The organism is Pedobacter sp. PACM 27299 (assembly GCF_001412655.1).
Taxonomy (GTDB): Bacteria; Bacteroidota; Bacteroidia; order Sphingobacteriales; family Sphingobacteriaceae; genus Pedobacter.
In genome coordinates, this window is the sequence record NZ_CP012996.1 from 3,873,484 (window position 1) to 3,894,961 (window position 21,478).

16 protein-coding genes are annotated in these 21,478 nt (G+C 42.0%); 7 read left to right on the plus strand and 9 right to left on the minus strand.

Going from position 1 to position 21,478, the window contains the following annotated elements; genetic code table 11:
• Positions 1-125: 125 nt before the first annotated feature.
• The 6 genes from galB to AQ505_RS16200 form a co-directional block, all read right to left on the minus strand.
• Positions 126-2,612, minus strand: coding sequence for a beta-galactosidase GalB (galB, locus tag AQ505_RS16175; protein ID WP_062549129.1), 2,487 nt, complete (start codon positions 2,610-2,612; stop codon positions 126-128).
• Positions 2,613-2,629: 17 nt separating this feature from the next.
• The gene (locus AQ505_RS16180) at positions 2,630-4,849 is read right to left on the minus strand and encodes a membrane or secreted protein (protein WP_157262421.1); all 2,220 of its coding nucleotides are present in this window, start codon (positions 4,847-4,849) and stop codon (positions 2,630-2,632) included.
• Between the two features lie 120 nt (positions 4,850-4,969).
• A complete protein-coding gene (locus AQ505_RS16185; protein ID WP_062549131.1) occupies positions 4,970-6,010 on the minus strand; it encodes a glycoside hydrolase family 53 protein in 1,041 nt (346 codons plus the stop codon).
• Positions 6,011-6,033: 23 nt separating this feature from the next.
• Positions 6,034-7,152 (minus strand): SusE domain-containing protein, encoded by a 1,119-nt coding sequence (locus AQ505_RS16190; protein WP_062549132.1) that lies wholly within the window; start codon positions 7,150-7,152, stop codon positions 6,034-6,036.
• A 43-nt stretch (positions 7,153-7,195) separates the two neighbouring features.
• A complete protein-coding gene (locus tag AQ505_RS16195; RefSeq protein ID WP_062549133.1) occupies positions 7,196-8,824 on the minus strand; it encodes a RagB/SusD family nutrient uptake outer membrane protein in 1,629 nt (542 codons plus the stop codon).
• A 4-nt stretch (positions 8,825-8,828) separates the two neighbouring features.
• Positions 8,829-11,807 (minus strand): SusC/RagA family TonB-linked outer membrane protein, encoded by a 2,979-nt coding sequence (locus AQ505_RS16200; protein ID WP_062549134.1) that lies wholly within the window; start codon positions 11,805-11,807, stop codon positions 8,829-8,831.
• A 236-nt stretch (positions 11,808-12,043) separates the two neighbouring features.
• Here AQ505_RS16200 and AQ505_RS16205 point away from each other — a divergent pair, with 236 nt between their 5' ends.
• A complete protein-coding gene (locus tag AQ505_RS16205; RefSeq protein ID WP_231634902.1) occupies positions 12,044-16,066 on the plus strand; it encodes a hybrid sensor histidine kinase/response regulator transcription factor in 4,023 nt (1,340 codons plus the stop codon).
• A gap of 1 nt (position 16,067) precedes the next feature.
• On the opposite strand, the gene AQ505_RS16210 is transcribed toward AQ505_RS16205, so the two are convergent.
• Positions 16,068-16,592 (minus strand): cupin domain-containing protein, encoded by a 525-nt coding sequence (locus AQ505_RS16210; RefSeq protein WP_062549136.1) that lies wholly within the window; start codon positions 16,590-16,592, stop codon positions 16,068-16,070.
• Between the two features lie 143 nt (positions 16,593-16,735).
• Here AQ505_RS16210 and AQ505_RS16215 point away from each other — a divergent pair, with 143 nt between their 5' ends.
• Complete coding sequence (locus AQ505_RS16215) at positions 16,736-16,915, plus strand: hypothetical protein (RefSeq protein ID WP_062549137.1); 180 nt, start codon at positions 16,736-16,738, stop codon at positions 16,913-16,915.
• 34 nt (positions 16,916-16,949) lie between these two features.
• Here the strand turns inward: AQ505_RS16215 and AQ505_RS16220 are convergent, their stop codons facing one another.
• Complete coding sequence (locus AQ505_RS16220) at positions 16,950-17,261, minus strand: hypothetical protein (protein ID WP_062549138.1); 312 nt, start codon at positions 17,259-17,261, stop codon at positions 16,950-16,952.
• Positions 17,262-17,471: 210 nt separating this feature from the next.
• On the opposite strand from AQ505_RS16220, the gene AQ505_RS16225 reads away from it, so the two are divergent.
• Together AQ505_RS16225 and AQ505_RS16230 are read left to right on the plus strand one after the other, a co-directional pair.
• Entirely contained in the window at positions 17,472-18,062 is a 591-nt protein-coding gene (locus AQ505_RS16225; RefSeq protein WP_062549139.1) for a TetR/AcrR family transcriptional regulator, read from the plus strand.
• A 147-nt stretch (positions 18,063-18,209) separates the two neighbouring features.
• The gene (locus AQ505_RS16230; RefSeq protein ID WP_231635105.1) at positions 18,210-18,848 is read left to right on the plus strand and encodes an SDR family NAD(P)-dependent oxidoreductase; all 639 of its coding nucleotides are present in this window, start codon (positions 18,210-18,212) and stop codon (positions 18,846-18,848) included.
• Between the two features lie 153 nt (positions 18,849-19,001).
• Here the strand turns inward: AQ505_RS16230 and AQ505_RS16235 are convergent, their stop codons facing one another.
• Positions 19,002-19,403 (minus strand): hypothetical protein, encoded by a 402-nt coding sequence (locus tag AQ505_RS16235; protein ID WP_062549141.1) that lies wholly within the window; start codon positions 19,401-19,403, stop codon positions 19,002-19,004.
• A gap of 332 nt (positions 19,404-19,735) precedes the next feature.
• Here AQ505_RS16235 and AQ505_RS16240 point away from each other — a divergent pair, with 332 nt between their 5' ends.
• The 3 genes from AQ505_RS16240 to AQ505_RS27150 all read left to right on the plus strand — a co-directional run bounded on the left by AQ505_RS16240 (position 19,736) and on the right by AQ505_RS27150 (position 21,475).
• A complete protein-coding gene (locus tag AQ505_RS16240) occupies positions 19,736-20,083 on the plus strand; it encodes a DUF3883 domain-containing protein (RefSeq protein WP_062549142.1) in 348 nt (115 codons plus the stop codon).
• Between the two features lie 105 nt (positions 20,084-20,188).
• Positions 20,189-20,860, plus strand: a complete 672-nt coding sequence (locus AQ505_RS16245) for a hypothetical protein (RefSeq protein WP_157262423.1) — start codon at positions 20,189-20,191, stop codon at positions 20,858-20,860.
• A gap of 486 nt (positions 20,861-21,346) precedes the next feature.
• Positions 21,347-21,475 carry a hypothetical protein gene (locus AQ505_RS27150; RefSeq protein WP_257720568.1) on the plus strand — a complete coding sequence of 43 codons (129 nt, stop codon included), beginning with the start codon at positions 21,347-21,349 and terminating at the stop codon, positions 21,473-21,475.
• The last annotated feature ends 3 nt before the right edge of the window (positions 21,476-21,478 follow it).

The following is a 21,478-nucleotide window of genomic DNA, read 5'->3' on the forward strand; positions in this document are numbered from 1 at the left end:
GAATGTTTCTGGTATAGTTGGCGTGACGGCAATTGGAGCATTGTAGAAAATCGTCAGCAATTCCTGAACAACAAAAAAGGGTTGCTCTTTAAGAACAACCCTTTTTTCATCAAACCATAAACCTGTTATTTTCCAGTTTCTAAAGGAAAATTAAGGGTTGAGAGCGGAGTAGCGTTAGACTGCAATTTGAGCTTTCCTCCTTTAACTGAGCTGCCGCTTACGCTTAATTCCATCGTTCCCGCCTTTTTGGTAGACTGAACCAGGACCACAAGTTTCCCACTAAAAAGCTTCATCGTTGGCAATTCAAAACTTTCCAGGGAAGTGGCATCGCCATTACATGCCGCTTTAAATAAACCTTCGCCAGTCACACTAAATTTAAGTGGCAGCGTTGCCGTCGGACATCGGTTGCCATCTTTATCCACTACAGACACGGTCACATAAGAAATGTCCTTTCCATCCGCAGTGATTTCGGTTCTGTCGGCCTCCAAAACGATCCTATCCGGTTTACCAGCCGTGACCACTTTTTCTTCCGCCACAGCTTTTCCGGAGTCATCAAAGGCTACCACTTTTAACGTTCCTGGCGCATATTTCACCTCATTCCACATCAATCTATAGCGATCTTGAGGAGTAGCTTTGTTTTTTTTCCTTATTCCCAGACTTTTGCCATTCAGGAACAGTTCTGCACTATCATAACTCGTGTACACAAATACTGGTGTGATCTCTCCTTCCCTGCCTTCCCAATTCCAGTGCGGCAATAGATGCAGGGTAGGTTTTTCCTTATTCCAGCGACTTCTATATAAATAAAAACGATCTTTCGGCAATCCGGCAAGGTCACTAATTCCAAAATAAGAACTTCTTGATGGCCAGTGTTCATCATAAGGCGTAGGTTCTCCCAAATAGTCAAAACCTGTCCACACAAACTCTCCAATCACCCATGGCTTATCATCCTGCAACACAAAATCATCATCAGGAAGGTTAGACCAGGAACAGCATTCCATATCATAAGACGAACTTTGTAAGTCCGGGTATTGCTTGTCTTTGGCCATCACCACTGGAAACTTGTAAATCCCCCTTGAACTCACCGTGGACGCTGTTTCGGAACCTAAAATAAAGCCTTGTGGAAAAGCCTTATAGGCATCTTCATACAGGTGAACCCTATAATTTAAACCCGGAACATCCAGCAGTGCGCCAAATCCGGATTCCATAGTCGCCTTTACCTGATCCATACCTACGGTAACCGGCCTTGTTGGGTCTTCCCGGTGAAAAATATCTTGCAGCCATTTAGCCCGTTTTACCCCCTCTGCACCCCATTGGTCAGGAACTTCATTACCAGAACTCCACATCACAATACTTGGATGGTTGCGGTTGGCCCTCACTAAATTTACGACATCTTTCTCCGCATCGGTATCAAAATAAAGGTGGTAGCCATTTTCAACTTTCGGCTTTGCCCATTCGTCAAAACTTTCAGCGAGGAACATAAAGCCCATCTCGTCGCAAAGCTCCAGCTGTTCCGGCGAAGGCATATTGTGTGAACTTCTGATGGCATCGCAGCCCAGGTCTTTTAGTATAGTGAGCTGTCTGCGGAGTGCTGCCGTATTAATTGCGGCACCTAAAGGGCCAAGATCATGGTGCAGGCATACGCCCTTAAATTTACGTACCTCACCGTTCAGGCTAAACCCTTTATTGGCTTCATAACGAATTTCCCGGATGCCAAAACGGGTTTTAACCTCGTCTTTTAACACCTCTCCCTGGTATATTTTGGAAATCGCGGTATATAAATATGGGCTTTCAGGGCTCCATAATTTCGGGTTAGCCACTTCAATATTCTGATCGAACTCATTGCCGAATTGCTGATCCGTACTTTCTGAGGCGACTACCTTACCCGCTTTGTCTATGATTTGTGTTTGGATGCGCAGCTGAGTTCCATTGAGTTTAGTTTTGATGTTTACTTTCGCAAATTTCTCTGTAATCACCGGTGTGGTAATAGAAACACCCCATTGTTCTATGCTTTTTTTGTCTTTTACGATCAGGTGCACATTGCGGTATAAACCTGCTCCAGGATACCAGCGGGATGATTTCGGCCGATTCGACAAATGTACCGCCAGCTGATTGATTTGACCCGGCAAAGCCTGATCCGTCACATCGAGATAAAAACTATTGTAACCATAATTCCATTGTCCGACTAACTTTCCGTTCAAGAATACTCTTGGTTCGCTCATCGCGCCATCGAATACCAGCAAGGTGCGCTGCCCTTTAGATATTTCCGGAACCTTAAAGCTGTTGCGGTACCAGCCTTCTCCGGTGTAAGGCAAGGCGCCTGTCCTCCCTGTTTTTTCTGTAGCCTTTGTTTCTCCATTCTGGGTAATGGCCGTGGTTTGTTTGTCGATATCTTTATCGAAAGGCCCTGAAATTGCCCAATCGTGCGGCACTGTTACCGTTTTCCAACCTTTATCGTTGTAATCTTTTGCAAAGGCCTGGTTATTTTTGCCTCGGTAAAACTTCCAGTTGTCCGTTAATTCAATTTCTACTCTGTTCTGGCCGTAAGCAGATAAGGTTAGAAAAAAAGATGCGGCCAGCAGCTTAAACCAGGTAATATTTTTGGGGATGATCATAGAATGAATAGATGGATTTACTTAAAATAAATAGCAGAAATTTCCAGCCCTTGTTCAAAGGTGATTTCCACTTTCTCGGTCTGCTGAAGATTGAAAATTGCCGAAGGCGAAGGTTGAGCATAGAGTGGTCCAAAGCCTGGATAAGGTCTTGGCAATAGCAATTGTGCAGCCTGTTTCAAACTGTTCAAGGGTATTTTTATCGCTTTAGAATCAGGACCAAGTTCTATTTTAGCAGCGAAAAACTGACCGTTTACATCAATCAGACCAATCTGGATTTTGTTAGCACCTGGCTGAGTCGATCTTGCTTTAATCACCAAGGTATCGAGTCCTGCTAGCTTTGTTGAACCTGCAGACTTCATGCGGTCGCCGAAATAGACTTGGAATCCCAGCATTGGAATTTCTTTTTTCACTGGGGTATTGGTCTCTTTATTTGCAGGGACAATGGTATCTTTATTTACAGGCCATTTCCTCTTTTTATTCGCAGACTTGGTAAGTCCTTTATCTAAAGATATGTTGATATCTTTATTAGCAGTCATAGTGCTTTCTTTCTGCTCAGGCATCATAAATTTCACAAAACGATCTCCTGCCGCAGCGTTCTGGATCGGACGATGTTTCCAATCTGGATTATAAAGCATGATCCGATCACGGTCTTTATCAGCATTGAACAACTCTACAACAGGGCTCTCCGTAGCTTTAGGCGCTACAAATTCACCCAATTGTATGTTTTGCCAGTTGCTATTGGCATTCAAAGTACTGCTTAGGTTTTCGCGGGTTAACAGATATACTCCAGGACTGATTTTAAATGCTCCTGCTACTGATTTTCCGGTGGCTTGATTGCCTTTGTTTAAAGCTTTGATCGCAAAACCAGCTCCAAGATCCGGTACTTGTAACCTCATATCGTGTTTTGACCAGCTGATGCCGGTCACCATTTTATCAGGAGCAGTCTTTTCAAAAGGGTCGCTTAAATAAGCCGCATCCGGCATCACTTCTAATCTCCATACGCCATCCGCAATGCGGTCTGCAAAATAGGCTCCTGTTCCGCTATACTGGATCACAGGAGAACTGCCCACTCCAGCGATGTGCTGCAGATCATTTATATTAACAGGTTTAGAACTGGTGGTATTGGAATAATAAAACTCCCGATCTGTATTCATTTCACTTCTTGAAGCGGCATAACTTAAACGGAATGGCCCAAACACGCTATCAATAGCTTGTGGTTTAGACCTTGGCAAATCATGGAAAGCTTTGGACGCGATCAACAAACTGATTGCTTTCGAAGGCGTGTAAGCCATATTCAGGTAATGCGTCTGGTATTCCGTATTTCCATGTGCTGTAGCCATCGGATCGTAAGCAAATTGCGTGGCCCATTGAAAGCCTGCCACCCTGAAACTTTTGGCCATCGCTGGATACATATAAGAATCCAACACATCTCCGGCATCAAACTCATAAACGATTTTAGCAGCGTTTTTGAAGGCTGGAATCGTATCAAAAGGAATATGGTACCTGGAAACATGGGGCAGGTAATTTCCTTTCAAAGTATGTCCGGAAACCAATCCTGTAGGATACCACTGAAAAGTATAGCCTTGCACATCCTTTGCTTTTACGATCGCATCTGCGTATTTCGGAGATTCGCTGATGTTATAAAATATAGGTTTAGACCATCCGGTTGAGCGGATTGCTTTTACCATTCGGTTCACATATTGCGTGGTCAATTCCTTGGCACCGCTATGCTGTGGTTCATTGTTGACCTCAGTTGCAATCACGTCCGGATCATTCTGATAAGTAAGTCCGGTATATGGGTTTTTATGCTGAAAAAACTGTTTCAGGTAGCGTTCCTGAGCTAAGCATGCAGCTTCCTCCAGCAATGCGCGTTGCTTTCCATATTTACTGGAGAAACTGCCGGTGTTCTCATCCTTTTCAGGATAGCCATTTCCCCAGAAAGCGATTGGCGTGATCAGTGTTTTAATCTTTCTTTTTTTCAGCTCTGCGATCAGAAAATCAAACAGTCTGAGGTGCTCGTTATTGATCAGATTCCCCAGGCTGTCGGAAATTTCTACATCCCAGACATGGACGCGGAACCCATCCAATCCCAAACGCGAGAAATGGTACACATCATCTTTGATGGCCTGTTCCACAGAAACACCGGTTCTCTGAATGGAACGGTAACCGTAAGCAAAGGGTGCCGTATAATTGACACCGAAAAAACTGGCTTCAGCACCATCTTTCTCCCACCGCATCACTCCGGTTTTGTCGACAAATATCCCAGACTTGTTATTTTTACTTTGGGCATCGCTAGATATACTAACCGCCGAGATCAAAAGAAAAATTAAAAAAGCTCTAAAAAACATCATAAGTCATTAAGGTAAAAAGGCATCCATCGCTATAGTTGGCTTGCCGCTATCGTCAAAAGCGCCAAGTTTGTAGCCATTCCAACTGTTGTAAGACTGGGGCTCCCAGTAAAATACACCTAAACCTTTGTTGTTAGGCAAGGACTTGTTTTTGGCAATCAGATCGCTGATAAAAGCTTTCGAAGCTGCTGCTTCTGCTGCCGGCATTCCAATCTCGCAAATCATCACTTCAGAACCGTAGCGGCTTACCATATCGTTCATATTGGCCAGACATTGGGTGTTTTTAGTTTGCCAATCGGAAACGGTAGGATATAAAGACATCCCAATTACGTCCCATTTGGCACCATTACTTTTTAAGCCGTCGAACATCCACCTGAATAGTCCGTTATCATAGCCATTGGAAATATGTACGATTACTTTAGAGCTCGGGTTCACGGATTTTACGGCATTGTATCCTGCAAGCACCAGGTCTGCAAAGTTTTTCATGTTGACAGATGCTTTTCCTTCTTCCCATAACATGCCGTTATTGGTTTCATTACCTACTTGTACCCATTCCGGAACGATCTTGTTGTTTTTCAACAGGCTGAGTACTTCTACAGTATGGTTGGTTACAGAGGTTTTTAAGGCTTCTATATTCTGTGCTTTCCAGGCTTCAGGCTTGGTTTGTTTGCCTGGATCGGCCCAGCTGTCGCTATAATGAAAATCAATCATCAACCTCATATTGGCGGCCTTTACGCGTTTCGCTTTAGCCAGTACATCTGCCATGCCCGACCAGTCTCCTGCTGGGTTCACCCATACCCTTAACCTCACCGCATTGACACCCTTATCGCCTAGAATTTTAAGCAAATCCTGAGCGACACCGGCATTGTTGTAAAACTTCTTTCCTGAAGCTTCCATTTCTGTCAGCCAGCTCACATCTGCCCCTCTGGCATAACTTCCTGGTGGTTCAGGTTCAGGATAAATCTGTGTCGCACCGACAGTGCTTTCTTTACAGGCCACACCGATCACGATCATGGTAAATATCAGGGCTAACCATTTATTTGTTTTCATTGCTTCATCTTTTTAAGGTCTTACTATTTAACTGAATAAGTATAATTTCCATCACCTGCACTTAAATCCAGGGTTACGGTGTACACGCCGGTCTTGACCACCGGAATATTTACTCCGCCCCATGTTGGCGCACCAGAGAAGGTCAATACGCCATTCTCGGCTTTATTCAGCTTGTAACTAATGTCGTAGCTGCCGTTACAGGTAAATGAAAAGCCTTTTCCTTCGGTCAGCGTCACATTGCTGGCTGTCCATACTTTGGTGCTTGCATTGTAAACCATTGGTGTAGCGGAAGTGCTCCAGCCATTGTCGTCACCAGAGATAAAGAACCGAACCGGTGTGTAATTGATGGTCATCGCATCCAGGTCTACATTTACTTTCATCTGGTTTGGCGCAGGGGTTAGCCATAGTCCGCCGCCACCAACACTCAGCGTGGTTGCACTGGTTCCCCAGCCGTAAGACTTCCCATCTTTGGTCGATATTAAATTAAAGGCATCACCGCCCCATCCATCAGCATTTGGAAGGTCAAGATAACCTTCATACTTCTCATTAAATTTCGCGGAAGTCAGCAGATATCCGTTCGTTCTTTCTGCTGGTGTTTTCCAGGAATTACCTCCTTTAACCAGTAAAGCAGGATATTCTATAAAAGAACGATAAGGTTTCACCACCATGGTTAAGCTGGCATAAACAGGCTTTACAGTTGAGGCAAGGCCGCTATTCTGCTTCACATCTGATTTTAAACGCACTGCAATCGTACTGCTCACATCAACTGGCAATAACAATTGCACCGCAAGTAAGGCATTAAAATCTGCCCCTTTAAAAGTTTTCCTGAGGCTATCCGCAGCGATTTTAACTTCAATTGACTTTCCCCAGGCGTTTTCGCCAGAAGTATCTGCGGGGAGATCAAATTGCAAGGTATAAGATGGGATCACTTTTACGCCGTAATCCGGAGCGTTAAAGCTAAAAGTCAGCACATTTTTGTCTGCATTGGCTTCAGATAGGCTGAGGTTCGTGCTGGAAGCGGTGAAGCCTTTTAAACCTGTCGCAGGTAAGGTGAGCACATTGCTGCTTTTCTCCTTTTTACAAGCGGATAGCACGACTGTGAACAGCAGCAGATAAAAAAACTGTTTCAATAACGTCTTCATAATTTCTATATTTTATCGGTAGGCCAAAAGGTCCTTACCTGGATCAATAACCGGTATTTTGAATTAGATTTGGATTCGCTGAAAGGTCTGTTGGCGGCAATGGGAAAATGTTGTACTTATCTGAGACCGCAGTTCCAGCTTTTACCCCACCTTTCCAGGCCCATAAATAAGCAGCTGTTGTGAATTTATTGAAGCGGATCAGGTCAGTTCTCCTCGCTGCTTCATAATACAGCTCTCTACCACGCTCGTCCAGTATAAAATCAAGGTTCATCGCGCTTAAGCTAATGTTTCCTGTGTTACTACCATTGTAAGCACGGGTTCTTAACGCATTGATATAGCTTAATGCGGTTCCAGTATCACCTCCGGTACCCCCGCGTAAAACTGCTTCTGCGTAAGTCAGGTAAACTTCTCCCAGGCGGAATAAAGGAAAATCGATATCCGAGAAATCCTTCGCTGCATCCTGATGCGGAGCAGGCGCGCCAGTCCTGGTTTTATTGCGGTATTTGGTAGTTGAATACCCATCTGTTTCTACATACAATTCATTCATTTCGAGATTCTGACCGACCATATAAAACTGCGCCCGGCTATCGGTATTTCCCGTTTTATCGGCAAACAAGTTCACAAACTGCTGTGTACATCTTAAACCACCCCAATCTCCGTTAGATCCGGAAACATCGGCAGGCACATTTGCTGGTCCATGCATCAGATAGGTTGTTCCTCCAAAATTCTGAGTGCTCGTACCATCATAATTGATCGTCAGGATAAACTCATCTGTGTTCAAGTGATTGTCGGCAATGGTCAGGTCTCTGTATTTATTATGCAGCGCATAACCAGCGCTGATGATCTTGTTGCTGTAAGTGATCGCTTCTGTATATTTTGTAGTCCCTGTATATACCCCGGCATTCAGGTAAAGGCGCGACAATAACGCCCATGCTGCAGCGCGATCTGCCCTGCCATATTCATTGGTTTTTGGTGCGGCAAGGTCGTTTTCAATCGCCAAAAGTTCAGATTCTATGTATTTGAAAAGGTCCGCCCTTACTATGCGTTTCGGAAATTCTTTACCGGCAATTTTCGTGTCTTCGTTAGCGAAGGCAGGGTTTCCGTATAAGTCCATCAACACCCAATATTGATACGCTCTGATGAATCTTGCTTCTGCTCTGAACTTGCGAATGTTCTCTGCCTCTGTTCCGGTGATGCCTCTTTGCGAAACATTCTCATCCGTAGACTGTCTGATAAAATCATTACACAGGGTGATTTGGAAATACGAACGATAATAAAGGCCGTTAATGATCGAATTGATCGAAGACCAGCTCAGCTCATGCAGTCCCTGAATACCGGCATCATTTTGCCATGACCAGGCCGCTTCATCTGTAGTCAGCTCCTGCAAGTTCCAGTACAGCCTCAAAAAGTCGGAGTTTCCTTCATCTTTGATGATTTCTGCGGGGATGTCCTGCTGGCCTGTAGTCGCGTTTCCGGTCAGTGCAAATGCACCGTATACTTTAGCTAAGGCCTGTTTATATCCCAATGGTGTGGAATATACCTTTTCCGCGGTTAGGTCGTTGGTTGGTGTCAGGTCTAGTTTATTACAAGCGGAAAGCAGGGTCAACAGCACAACCGCAGCTGCCTTACCGGTAATATGTTGGGGATCGAATTTCTTTATGTTCCAGTTCATCGTTTTAATAATTAAGGTTTAAGCCCAATGAAAATACACGTGGTCTTGGGTACAGGTTATTGTCCACACCTGAGGGAACTTCTGGGTCGAGACCTTTATATTTAGTGATCACAAACACGTTTTGCACGGTTGCATTGAGCTGCAGACTGGCTTTATTTTTCAGGATCGTGCCGAATTTATAGCCCAGGTTGATGTTGTCCATCCTTAGGAAGGAAGCATTTTCCACGTAGTAATCGCTCAACAGCTGCTGGCCTTTGAAATTGGTGACCAGGTAATTTGGAGAAGCGTTGTTGATAATTGCAGTTCCCAATATTTGCGTCAGGTTACCCCGCTGACTAAAGGAATTGTTATATACGTAATTGCCAAGATTAGCACGCAGCGTAAAGCCCAGGCTCCATTTTTTATAAGTCATGTTGTTGTTGAAACCCAGGAAGAATTTCGGATCGGCAGATTTACCTTTGGTAAAGTCGCTTTCGGTGATGATGCCATCGCCATTCTGATCCACATAAACGCCTTCAATTGGGTTTCCTGCCGGATCATAGACTTGTTGGAACAGGTAGAAAGTGCTTTTAGGACCACCTACTGCATTGATGAAAGCGTTTTGTCCGCCTACCCCGCCCGCAATCGTTCCTGTAGGAAATCCTTTGTAATTCGGATCGTTTGGGATCACCGTCAGGTTGGTAATCGTGTTTTTATTGTAAGTCGCATTTAAGCCAATGTTCCATTCGAAATCAGGACGCTGGATCGGTACGAAGTTTAAAGTTAGTTCTACTCCTTTATTCACCATATCGCCTACATTGATGATTGCTGTGGCGCTGAAATTGGTACCTGCCGGCTGAGGAACCTTGTTCAGCAAATCGCTGGTTTTTCTGTGGTATAATTCCAGGGAACCTGTAATTCTGTTGTTCAGGATTCCGGCGTCTATCCCAATATTAGTGGTTGCCGTTTGTTCCCATTTGATATCCGGGATATAGGCCGTAGGTCTGTACATCTGGTAAAAAGTATCACCAAACTGGTAAGAAGCATTCGGCGTACTCAGGCCGTAGGTAGAAAGATAGCCGTAATTACCAATTCCTTCCTGCTGACCAGTGATTCCATAACTCGCACGCAATTTAAGCGCAGAAACCAGTTTGCTGTCTTTTAAGAAAGATTCGTTTTTTAGCGTCCAGGCCAAGGCTACTGCAGGGAAATATCCATATTTATAGCTCGGTCCGAAGCGTGAAGAGCCGTCTCTTCTGATGGTGGCCGTCAATAAGAAACGTTCATCATAATTGTAATTTACTCTGGCGAAGTAAGAAATCAGCCTGTTTTGCGGCGTGTTGAAAGGAAAATCAGGGTCGCTGTTCAGGATTTTGTTTCCATTGGCATCAAAGTCCGCGTAATTGAAGAATTTAGTCTGGTAGTCATTGTAAGAATAACCAGCGGTGGCATCTACCCTACTTTTTATGGCATCAAACTGTTTTACGTAATTCAGGTAAAAATCTACCAGTGTATTTGCCCGGTTTTGTTTATATACGTTGTTGATCCCCATTCTGTTGATCTGCTCCGCAGCATTCTGATCTACGAATACTGTTCCTTTTCCACTGGCTACATCATAACCCATATTCAGGTTGGCCCGCAATTCCGGCAGGAAATGAAATTTATAATCCAGTTGCATATTTCCGATGCTACGGAGTGGTTTCGAACGGTCTTCGCGCTGATTCAATAGCCCCACCGGGTTTCTACCGACCAGATTTACCAATCCACTTGGAGTGCTCGGGTCCAGCCATTCCCAATAGCCGTTATAATCTGGTCTGTTGGTATACACTGCCTGGCTAGGATCAAAACTCACTGCCCCACCGATAGCCGCCTGATTCGCAAATCTGGTTTGCTGTGCAGACCCTTTCAGGTTGATGTCCAGTTTAAGGTGATCGTCAAAGAAGGTAGGGTTTAATACGATAGCCGCAGAAGTCTTTTCCAGCTTATCAGTTTTGAGTACGCCGGTTTGATTTTGGTAGCCCAGCGATAGTCGGTAAGGAAGTTTTTTGATCCCTCCGCTAATGCTCAGGTTGTTGTCTGTGGAAAGACCATCCTGATAAATCAGGTCCTGCCAGTTGGTATTGAACTGCCCCAGCTGTTCTTTTTGAACCTGAGTACCGTGCTGGTTTACAATTTCCCTCAGCTGATCTGCAGTCAGCACATCTACTTGTTTGCCTAGCTTAGCGATAGAATTGACGGTACTGAAACCGACTTTTAGTCCGCCAGAAAGGCCTTTTTTCGTGGTAATGATCAACACCCCGTTTGAAGCCCTGGCCCCATAAATCGCGGCCGCAGAAGCATCTTTTAACACGGTAAAGGATTCGATATCGTTTGGATTGATAAAACTTAAAGCATTGGAAGCTCCGCCAACGGTACTGTTTTCCAGCGGTACTCCATCAATCACAATCAAAGGATCGTTACTCGCGCTCAGAGAAGATCCTCCCCTAATGCGGATGGTGCTTCCACTCCCCGGCTGACCCCCGTTTGAAGTAATGGCCACACCCGATACTTTACCCGCAAGCATTTGTTCCGGTGTAGTGATGCTGCCCTTCTGGAAATCCTTTGCGGAAACTACCGCTACAGATCCCGTCAGGTCTTGCTTTCTCGTAGTTCCATAGCCCACTACGACTACTTCATTCAGTTTAGATTCATCCTCTGAAAGTAATATATTTAAAACGCGGGATGCAGGAATACTCGCTTCCTCGGTCTTATAGCCAATAAATTTGAATGTCAGTGTACCTGTTCCTCCAGGGACTTTAATGGCAAAACTTCCATCTGTTCCGGTGACCGCACCTATAGTACTTCCTTTTAGCATCACACTTACACCGGGGATTCCCAGCTTATCGGAAGCAGCCTTCACAGTACCTGTCACGGTAACCGTTTGCTGTGCATACAGTGTTGCAGTGGTGGAGAAAAAAAGCAGCAACAATAAGTTGAGCTTTACAATAAAAGTAAAAATTCGCATACAGTATTTGGTTAGTATTTACTGATACAAATGAATCAATTTTTCGCAATATCGGGTTGTGCTATCGTGTTTACTTTTAGTTCTATTAAACAAATTTGTACTGGGCAACGCTGAAAAAGCGGTTTAAATGGGCATTTATTCCTAATTTCTATTACCTTTAAAAAAATATAAACCAAATACCTCCAGCTAAACCGATGCGTTCATTCTTCAAAAATGTACTGTTCATTTTATTATTTATGAGCGGCCAAATCAGCCTTGCTCAGAATTTAAAATTTAAACACATCGGTCTTGATGAGGGGCTTTCTAACAGTACCATTGAATGTATCCTACAAGACCACCGGGGTTTTCTTTGGTTTGGTACACGTGATGGATTAAACAAGTACGACGGGGAGCAGATCACCGTTTTTAAGAGCAGCAAAGATCCTGCAAGCTTGTCTGACAATTTTATCCGCCACATTTATGAAGACAAGCATAAGAAACTTTGGATCGGGACTTCTAATGGCTTAAACCGGTTTGATCCGGAAACGAACAGCTTTAAACGTTACAAAACTGGTAATGCCACAGGTACTGCTGGGCATCGTAACATTACCGCCATTGAAGAACATGAAACGGGTCTTTGGATCGCCACTTCTGGTGGCCTTCTGGAGCTACTGAATGAAAAAACAAATACCTTTCGACATTTCCAGCAGCCTACCAACGACATTCATACGGATAAAAAAGGAAACCTTTGGATTGCCACAGATAGCGGACTTTACCAATTCGACAAGAAAAAGAATTCCTTTTCGAGGATCAAAGGCCTTGCTAATTATACGTTAAGGGTGATTGCTGAATCTGCTGATGGCGTGCTTTGGCTAGGGACAGAAGAACAGGGCATGATTGCCTACCAACCTTCGGATAATACCATCAAGGTTTACAAACATGAGTATACGAACAGCAATAGCCTGGGCAGCGACCTGGTGCGGGCAATTATTATAGATCAAAAAAACAACCTCTGGATCGGCGGTATTAACGGCGGACTGGATCATTTCAATCCGCAAACCAAGAGCTTTAGAAATTATCAAAATGAACCGGGCAATGCTTCCAGCCTTTCCCAAAGGACGGTTTCCGCCTTATTTCTGGACAGACAGGATAACTTATGGGTAGGCACGCATCGTGGTGGCATCAACTTGTATACCCCTGGTTCGGAAAGGTTCAGACTGGTGCAGCAGGAATTGAATAAAAACAGTCTGAGCTATAATGACGTGAAAGCCTTCTATGAAGATCCCGATGAAAATCTATGGATCGGAACAGATGGTGGTGGTCTGAATTTTTATGATAAAGCTACCGGGCGGTTTAAAACCTACAAATTTGATCCTTTTCGCGCAGAGAGTCTGGGTTCCAATGCGGTTTTAAACATTGCTGAAGATCGTTCCAAACAACTTTGGATTGGCACCTGGGCTGGTGGGTTAAATCTGATGGACCGATCATCAGGTACTTTTCGACGTTTTCTGAACAATCCCTCTGATCCTGCTTCCATCTCTTCTAATTATGTGCAGAAGACCTTTGAAGACAGCAAAGGGAATTTATGGCTGGGCACCTATTATGGCGGACTCAACCTGATGGATCGGTCCAGTAAAAGATTTAGTCGGCTGATCAATGGAGCTGGCAACACCAAAATTAGCGGCAAGAATATCATTTCCATCAATGAGGATCAGCAACAGAACCTTTGGATTGGCACCGATGATGGCGGATTGAACGCCTACAACCTGAACACGAAGCGCTTTAAGCATTACTTTTTAAATGAAGAGAAAAGACCGGACCTGCGGGTCATCTTCATCGACAGTAAAAGAAGGTTATGGATCGGGCAGTCGGGCTTGTATCTGTTTAACCCTGCCAAAGACAGCTTTTCCATTTATACGACAAAAGCAGGTTTAGCCAGTGATTTTATTAAAGGAATTACAGAAGATGCGCAGGGCAATTTCTGGATTTCGACTTCCAGAGGATTGACCAAATTTAATCCGGAGACTTTAAAATCGAGCTCCTATAATAAAGCAGATGGTTTGCAAGGGCTGGAATTTGAAGCCAATGCCTTTTTGAAAACTAAAAAAGGAGAAATGTATTTCGGTGGTGTCAATGGTTTCAATTCCTTTTATCCAGAAGAGATCAAGACCAACAGCTTTATCCCTCCTGTTTACATTACCGAATTTCAAATTTTTAACAATAAAATGCTGCCTGGTGCTAAAGATTCTCCACTGGACAAAGACATTAGTTTCAGTAAAGAAATCGCGCTTTCCCATAAGCAAAACACCTTTTCCTTTAGTTTTGCAGGGTTAAATTATACGGCTCCGGAAAACAACAAATACGCCTACAAACTGGAAGGATTTGATAAAGACTGGAACTACGCCGGAAATACAAAAAGGGCGTTTTATACGAATCTGGATCCTGGAGATTATGTGTTCCGGGTGAAAGCCTCAAATAATGACAACAACTGGAATGCAGCGGGCACCGTGCTGAGCATCCACATCTCCCCTCCTTTCTGGGCTACCTGGTGGTTTAGGCTACTAATGGCGGTGATCGTTATCGGGATTGCTTATGCCTTGCTAAGTTTCAAAAGGCGTATGGAATTACGGGCACTGGAAGAGCAGCAGCGCGAAGAAATGCACCAGATCCAATTGCAGTTCTTCACCAATATTTCTCATGAATTCAGAACGCCGTTGTCGCTGATCCTCGGACCAATAGACAGACTGTTGAAAGAAGATTCGAAAGCAGCTTTTCTGAGTTACTATAAAACCATTCATCGCAATGCAAACCGACTGCTCAGCCTGATTAATGAGTTAATGGACTTTAGAAAGATTGAATCTGGTGCTTTGCAGCTGAAAGTCATCCAAGGAAATATCAACCTGTTTATTGACGAGGTGGCGGAAGAGTTTTCGGAGATGGCCCAGGAGAAACACATCAATTTCATTGTTAAAAATACGGTTCAACCAGCTGATACCTGGTTTGATAGAAATGTGATTGAAAAGATCATTTTAAACCTGATCAACAATTCCCTGAAATACACCAAGCACGGTGGTGAGGTTGTTCTGGAAATCCTAGACAACCTGGACAATTATAAGCCTTTGTTTGAAAACCAGCTGCACATCAAGAGTAATTATCAAGGAAAGAGATACGTTTATATCCGGGTAGTTGATAATGGCATTGGCATCTCTAAGGAGTCTATTGAGCACTTGTTTGAGCGTTATTACCGGATTACTGAAACGCATCTCGGATCAGGTGTAGGCCTTGCCTTCGTTAAGAGTTTGACCATGCTGCACAAGGGGCTGATTTATGTATCCAGTGAACGCCATCAGGGTACTGAAATCATCATTGGCTTGCCTTGCAGCAAGGATGCCTTTAAACCGGAAGAGTTATGGGGACAAAGTAATGAGCAAGGTGGAACCCGACTGGAAAGCATCAGCTACAGATCTGATCAGACCTTGCCTGTATTGCCCGACTCCCCTGCTCCTGAACATCCAGCGCTCAACAAACGCATTTTGATCGTGGAAGATAATGAAGAGCTCCGCTCCTTTTTAAAAGATACACTGAGTCCAGGTTACCAGATTTCCGAAGCCGCAGATGGTTTTGAAGGATTGCAGAAAGCGAAGGAAGAGTTTCCAGACCTGATCATCAGTGATGTGATGATGCCAGGAATGACAGGTACCCAGCTTTGTAAGGCCTTGAAAAATGACCTGGAGACAAGTCACATTCCATTCATCATGCTCACTGCGAAGAACAGCATCGAAGCGGAAATAGAAGGCGCAGAATCCGGTGCTGACTTATATTTCAGCAAGCCGATCAACATCAGCTTACTGCAGATCAACATCAAGAATATCTTTGAGCAGCGACTGAAATTAAAAGAGCATTATTCCAAAGATCACCATGCTGAGCTGATAGACCTGGTACACTCTACTAAGGACAAGGAGTTTATGGAGAAACTTTTAGGGATCATCCATTTACACCTGATCAATCCTGAAATGGACATCGATTTCCTATGCTCAGAAATTGGGATGAGTAGAACTAAGCTGTATCAAAAGATCAAAACCATTACGGGACAGTCGATCGGAGATTTCGTTCGCTCGATCCGGCTCCGGAAAGCGGTCGAGATTATGACGCAGGAAGATGTGCTTTTCACAGAAGTCATGTACAGAGTAGGAATTCAAACCCAGTCTTACTTTACCAAAGCGTTTAAGAAAGAATTTGGCAAGACCCCAAGTCAGTATTTACAGGATTTGAATACCTAAATTATCGACCAGTCCGCTCGTTCCAGGATTGAACTACACCTGAAGCGTGATCAGCAAATATTGGGTCTAAATCTGGTACAGGCACTGCATCGACTGTTTCCCTTACTCCCTCTGGCCGCTGGTCATCTATTCTAATCAAGTCCGGTTCTGCAGCATTTGGGTAAGCACCTACTACCGCAAAATCACTGCTATGACTCAGTGAAATATGCCCAGTTCCAGCAGGGAGCACGATTACATCACCTATCTGAGCCTCTAGTTTTTCACCCTCTGGGCCACCAATTTGTAGTATGGCATTACCTGCATAAACCCCTAACACCTCATGTGTATTGGTATGGTAGTGGTGATAATCATACACGCGCCAGCGAAACGCATTGCTCCAGCCATTTTCAGCAAACCTATTTTCAAGGAAATCCGCTGCCTGATTACCTTCCAGACTAAACACACGATGATAAACAATCACAGGATACTTGCTGTTAGGTATTTTGCCATCATCACTAAGGTTATAAATTTCAAACGTAGCATTCATACCTAAACAACAATAGAGAATAGCTATGGTTTCTCCTTGAATATCCTCAGTCTGAAGTGTTTATTTTTTAATTATCTCCAAAAGTCAAACTAGATGAAGATCAAAATGTTATAATACTGAAGATGATTAATAAATTCAGAGTTATGGAAGTAAAACTTAATGAAAAGAAAGAGGTTAAGGCAAACCGAGGCTTTAAAAGAAGAAATTATTATTTTCATCCGGATGAAGATTTTAGAGAAGATCATACCTGGGGTAAAACCAAATCCGCAGAATTGTTAAATTCTAAGTCAGTAAAGAAAGTGGATTTAATGGGCTCCATCTAATCGCTTATACCATCAGAATGTTATTTGTGAGTTGCTATACTTGCATTTGTAGCCTAATTACATTTAATATAAAGAGTAAGATAAAGACAGCTACAATATAGCGCTGAACCTTGTTTGTCTCTTTGGCACCGGATTTCTTCAACCAAATGCGGTCAATGATCAAGATAATTATTGGTAAGGGCAACCAAAGTAAATTCACCCAGCCCTGCAATCTTTGGTTCATTCCATTTTGATTGATCATAATTACGGAAGAGATGGTTATTCCCAGCAATGCGATCAGACCTAAAACATAGAAGATAGTTAGGTTATTTAAAAACTGTTTTTTATCCTTTCTGGGTATTTCCATGATTCTTTCTATTGCTTTGATCTTGAATATAAAATGATTTTCTGGTTATTTATCAGATAGGTGCTATAAATTTATTTTGCGCAATTTCCTCTCCCCTCCTTTCTAGCTTGTAATTGAATCATAGTTTCGTCAGAATAACTAAATCAAGCATCCTATTTTTGTTTATAAAATATACTTTTTAGTATATTTGTAGACTAAATTTAAAATGCTATGCTGACAAAGGCAGAAAAAACGAAACAGTTCATTCTTGATACCGCAGCACCACTATACAACGAGAAAGGTATTTCGGGAGTGAGTATAGATGATGTCCTGATGGCTACCAAGCTTACGAAGGGTTGCCTGTATGGTCATTTTGAAAACAAAGAAGACCTTTCTGAGCAAGTCATCAGTCAATCTCTTAAGAAAATCACAGACAAAGTCAGAGTGGAAATCTCAAAAGGAAAAACTTCAAAAAGTAAGATCTTTTCATTTCTGGATTTTTATAAAAACCCTATCCAAACCTCTATTCCAGGAGGTTGTCCAATCTTCAACACTGCTGTAGAAGCGGATGACAACCATCCTTTAATCAAACAAAAAGTAGCCAAAGTATTTAGAACGGGTCAGGAAGAAATTACTGCTATCCTTCAATACGGAATTGATCAGTCTGAATTCTCAAATGACCTGGACCCAGTGGTATTTGCTTTCAAAATGGTTGCTGCAATTGAAGGTGGGATAGTCATGTGCAGGGTACTGGAAACCGCCAAGCCAATGCAAGGCCTGATTAAAAGCCTGAAATCAGAATTAGAGCAATATTGCATCTAATCTTTTTACCCAAAAATATACCAAAAGGTATATTATAAAATAGACTAAATAGTATATAAAACAACAATAAATTTAATCACAGTATACATAAAAACAACAGGAAACACCGTATTCATTAGTGGCGGAAGCGCAGGAATAGGATTAGCTATTGCTAAAAAATTAAGTGCTGCGGGGAATAAAGTCATCATCAATGGACGTAATGAAGAACGGTTACAAAATGCGTTAACACAATTGGATAATGCCCTTGCCATTCAAGGTGACTTATCAGTTGAAGCGGAAAGAGTACGTATCGCAAAGCAATTAAAGGAGAACCACCCAGATCTTAATATTATCATTAACAACGCTGGTGCAGCATTTGCCTATTTGCTGAGTGAAACTACCAATGCACACGAGAAGGCAGCTATTGAAATGAATACGAACTTTTTTAGTGTCATTCATTTCACTGAACTGCTACTTCCCCATCTTTTGCAGAAAACAGCAGCTGCTGTTGTTAACGTATCTTCAATTGCAGTCTTTGGCAGCCACAAAATGCTACCGACTTACAGCGCAACCAAAGCAGCATTACATAGTTATACCGTTGCTTTACGAAATACTTATGAAGAAGAGAAAAATGTCCAGGTGTACGAAGTGTATCCTCCACTTGTAAATACAGAGTTTTCGGCGGAAATAGGTGGTGCCAATGGAATTCCACCTGAAGAGGTTGCGGAGGAATTACTTATTGCATTAGAAAAAAATCAGTTTGACGTCCCTGTAGGTAATTCAAAGCAGTTTTTCCCTCAGCTTTGATCCTAGGAGAATGAAGATTAGCCAAGCTACCACATCTTGCTATTCCGTCTTGGAATAGCAAGATCATTTAGCAAAAGATTACATTATCCAAGTTTGGCTGAAAAAACTTCATTCTTTTCTCTCTCTAGAGCTAGCAACCTTTCCTAAAGAATATCAATCTTTTCCCTTCAGCCTAGCGATATAAATTCTAAATTCCTCAAGACTCTGCTTTAAATCAGCGATTAAGTCCAGGAGTAATTCTACATTATTCTCATCTCGATTCAATAGATTGAGGTTATCCATACCGGGTTGTTTCAACTGGGCTCTTAATACCATTGGTATTTTATAACTCTTAGCGGTCAAAGCACAGGCATATAAGGATAAACTATTTATAATACCCGATAGACTGCGATCATAGTATGAAAGCAACTTTTTATAGCTTTTACTACGTTTAAAAACCAAACGGTAGGGTTTAAATTTGCTTTGCGAAAGGATGAAATCATCTTCTAAATCTTCAGCCTCATCCATCCCAAATCTTAACATTAGCTCTAACTTAAATTCAATTAGCTTATTCATTGAAATCAGAAAATTTTCAAAACTAATGAGGTGAGTATTTTGAAGATCCAAAAACAAGTAATCACTGGCGTAATAGTGTAAGAAAGATTAGTGAAGAAAGGTTCAATCAAATTCTTGAAAATTCAGGATTAAACATCGAAAAAAACATACTAAATGAGCCAATTATAAGTGAATCAACATTTCCAGATGTTAGTGAGGTTAAAATAAGCTTTGCAAAAACATCATTAATAGCTGTATTAAAACCTCAAGATCAAAAACAGTATACTAGTAATACTTCTTTTAGAAACTCTAAAAACTCAACCAAAATTCGGAATTATGGAGAGAAATTAATCATGACTCATTTAACATCTATTTTACATGAGGATGAGATCAAAACCCTCAGTCATCATGCCATTAAAAATGAAAAATTCGGTTATGATATCTCTTACACTAACCTTAAGAAAGAGACCATCTATATAAAGGTAAAAGCTACAACCGCAGCATTGTTTAATAATTTCCTAATCACAGCAAATGAATTAAGTGCAGCTAAAGAATTCGGCAATCAGTATAAAATCTATCTAGTTAACAATGTTACTACTACTGACGTTAAAATAGAAATTATTGAGAATATCTTCGCGCGTCTTAACGAACAAAGCTATATGAGTACTCCAATGTCTTTTAAAATTGAAAAGGTAAAATAGCCAGATTCGAAGTATACTACTTCTCCGATTAAACCAGCCTTCTGACAAAATTCAATTTCATAATAATTATGCGCATATTTAATTATAAAAAAAGCAAGAATTGACATGATGAATGTAGCAAGTACATTTGGTTATAAAATAGATTGGGCACAACCAATTAATTATAAAATTGCGATCAATTCTCAGGCGATGTCCCATATAGAGTTAAATAATGAAATTGTCTCCTCTTCCAGGATTTATTTCATTTGTAAAATAAAAAAAACAGGACTGTTGAGCAGATTTCTAACCAGTTCAACCGATCACCCTGAAATTCTATATGTTGGAGAAACTTTCAATAAATCAGATCGCTACAGACGTCATGAACAGATACTTAAAGCAACAACACTAATTAATGACCATGATCAGCTTTTCATTTACTTTATAAAATCTCATTTTTTCCATATTTCACCTTCCCTATGGGCTAATAGACCTCAGAATATAATGAAAGAATTAAGAGACCTAAACAGTAAATCTTCAGTTTGGTTACTAGAACGTTTGTACATTCATTTGTTCCAACCCATTTTAAATGATAAACATAAGAGTGGTAATATCTTTAAAGATAGCCTAATTAAAAAGAAGCTTCAGGACAAAGGCATTCGTTACGTTCACCTTGATATTGGGATGAAGGGTCCAGATTTTCAGTTTTGGACTCCTAAAAGAAAGTTAAAATCAGACTGGTACTATTTAGACCTGGAAACAGAAACCATTCATGAGGGAGTTCCAAAGTTCTTTAGCTAGTATCTAGCCCGACAGATCCGTGTGCAGTTCAAATATCACCACCATATTTATAAAACACTACCATAAATATCTCATTTTTGAGATTAAAAATTGTGGACACTTCATCCAATCAGATCAACCTGAAGAATTGGACTTATGCCTAAAAACCTTTTTAAACACCCCCTAATCGGCTCATTTCAACCAATTACACCATAAAACCAAAAGTTATTTTTTTCCGACAAAAGAAATTTAAAAAAAGGCAGCTATTTGCCTGTTTGTGGTCGGATAGTGTTCGGGAAGAGAAGTGCCTTATGATAGGGTTCGGAAGGGGTTCCGATAGGGTTCGCGTAGGGTTGCCTTAGTCTCTGCTATCCGAACCCTATAGCACCCCCTTCCAGAGGCTATAAAAATTCAGGTCTCTTCCCGACCACAATTAAAGCGCTTCCTTTCTATGAAAACAAAATGCCGTTTTGAAGGTTATCTTGGGTAGACCTACAGAAAAGTATTATGGCTGAAATAGACGTACAACCTAAAAAGAAAAGCCCGATCCTCTGGATCATAGGCATCATCGTAGTGCTGATCATATTGTATTTCCTATTTGGAGGAGGCAACAACACTGCCACTTCATTCGGTTAATTA

What these genes read in the sequence shown, in the direction of transcription:
- AQ505_RS27150 (WP_257720568.1), top strand. Translation starts at nt 21,347, where the DNA reads ATGGCTGAAATAGACGTACAACCTAAAAAGAAAAGCCCGATCCTCTGG.
- AQ505_RS16185 (WP_062549131.1), bottom strand. Translation starts at nt 6,010, where the DNA reads ATGAAAACAAATAAATGGTTAGCCCTGATATTTACCATGATCGTGATC.
- AQ505_RS16240 (WP_062549142.1), top strand. Translation starts at nt 19,736, where the DNA reads ATGACTCATTTAACATCTATTTTACATGAGGATGAGATCAAAACCCTC.
- AQ505_RS16215 (WP_062549137.1), top strand. Translation starts at nt 16,736, where the DNA reads ATGGAAGTAAAACTTAATGAAAAGAAAGAGGTTAAGGCAAACCGAGGC.
- AQ505_RS16245 (WP_157262423.1), top strand. Translation starts at nt 20,189, where the DNA reads ATGATGAATGTAGCAAGTACATTTGGTTATAAAATAGATTGGGCACAA.
- AQ505_RS16180 (WP_157262421.1), bottom strand. Translation starts at nt 4,849, where the DNA reads ATGCGGTGGGAGAAAGATGGTGCTGAAGCCAGTTTTTTCGGTGTCAAT.
- AQ505_RS16195 (WP_062549133.1), bottom strand. Translation starts at nt 8,824, where the DNA reads ATGAACTGGAACATAAAGAAATTCGATCCCCAACATATTACCGGTAAG.
- AQ505_RS16190 (WP_062549132.1), bottom strand. Translation starts at nt 7,152, where the DNA reads ATGAAGACGTTATTGAAACAGTTTTTTTATCTGCTGCTGTTCACAGTC.
- AQ505_RS16220 (WP_062549138.1), bottom strand. Translation starts at nt 17,261, where the DNA reads ATGGAAATACCCAGAAAGGATAAAAAACAGTTTTTAAATAACCTAACT.
- AQ505_RS16235 (WP_062549141.1), bottom strand. Translation starts at nt 19,403, where the DNA reads ATGAATAAGCTAATTGAATTTAAGTTAGAGCTAATGTTAAGATTTGGG.
- AQ505_RS16200 (WP_062549134.1), bottom strand. Translation starts at nt 11,807, where the DNA reads ATGCGAATTTTTACTTTTATTGTAAAGCTCAACTTATTGTTGCTGCTT.
- AQ505_RS16210 (WP_062549136.1), bottom strand. Translation starts at nt 16,592, where the DNA reads ATGAATGCTACGTTTGAAATTTATAACCTTAGTGATGATGGCAAAATA.
- AQ505_RS16205 (WP_231634902.1), top strand. Translation starts at nt 12,044, where the DNA reads ATGAGCGGCCAAATCAGCCTTGCTCAGAATTTAAAATTTAAACACATC.
- AQ505_RS16225 (WP_062549139.1), top strand. Translation starts at nt 17,472, where the DNA reads ATGCTGACAAAGGCAGAAAAAACGAAACAGTTCATTCTTGATACCGCA.
- galB (WP_062549129.1), bottom strand. Translation starts at nt 2,612, where the DNA reads ATGATCATCCCCAAAAATATTACCTGGTTTAAGCTGCTGGCCGCATCT.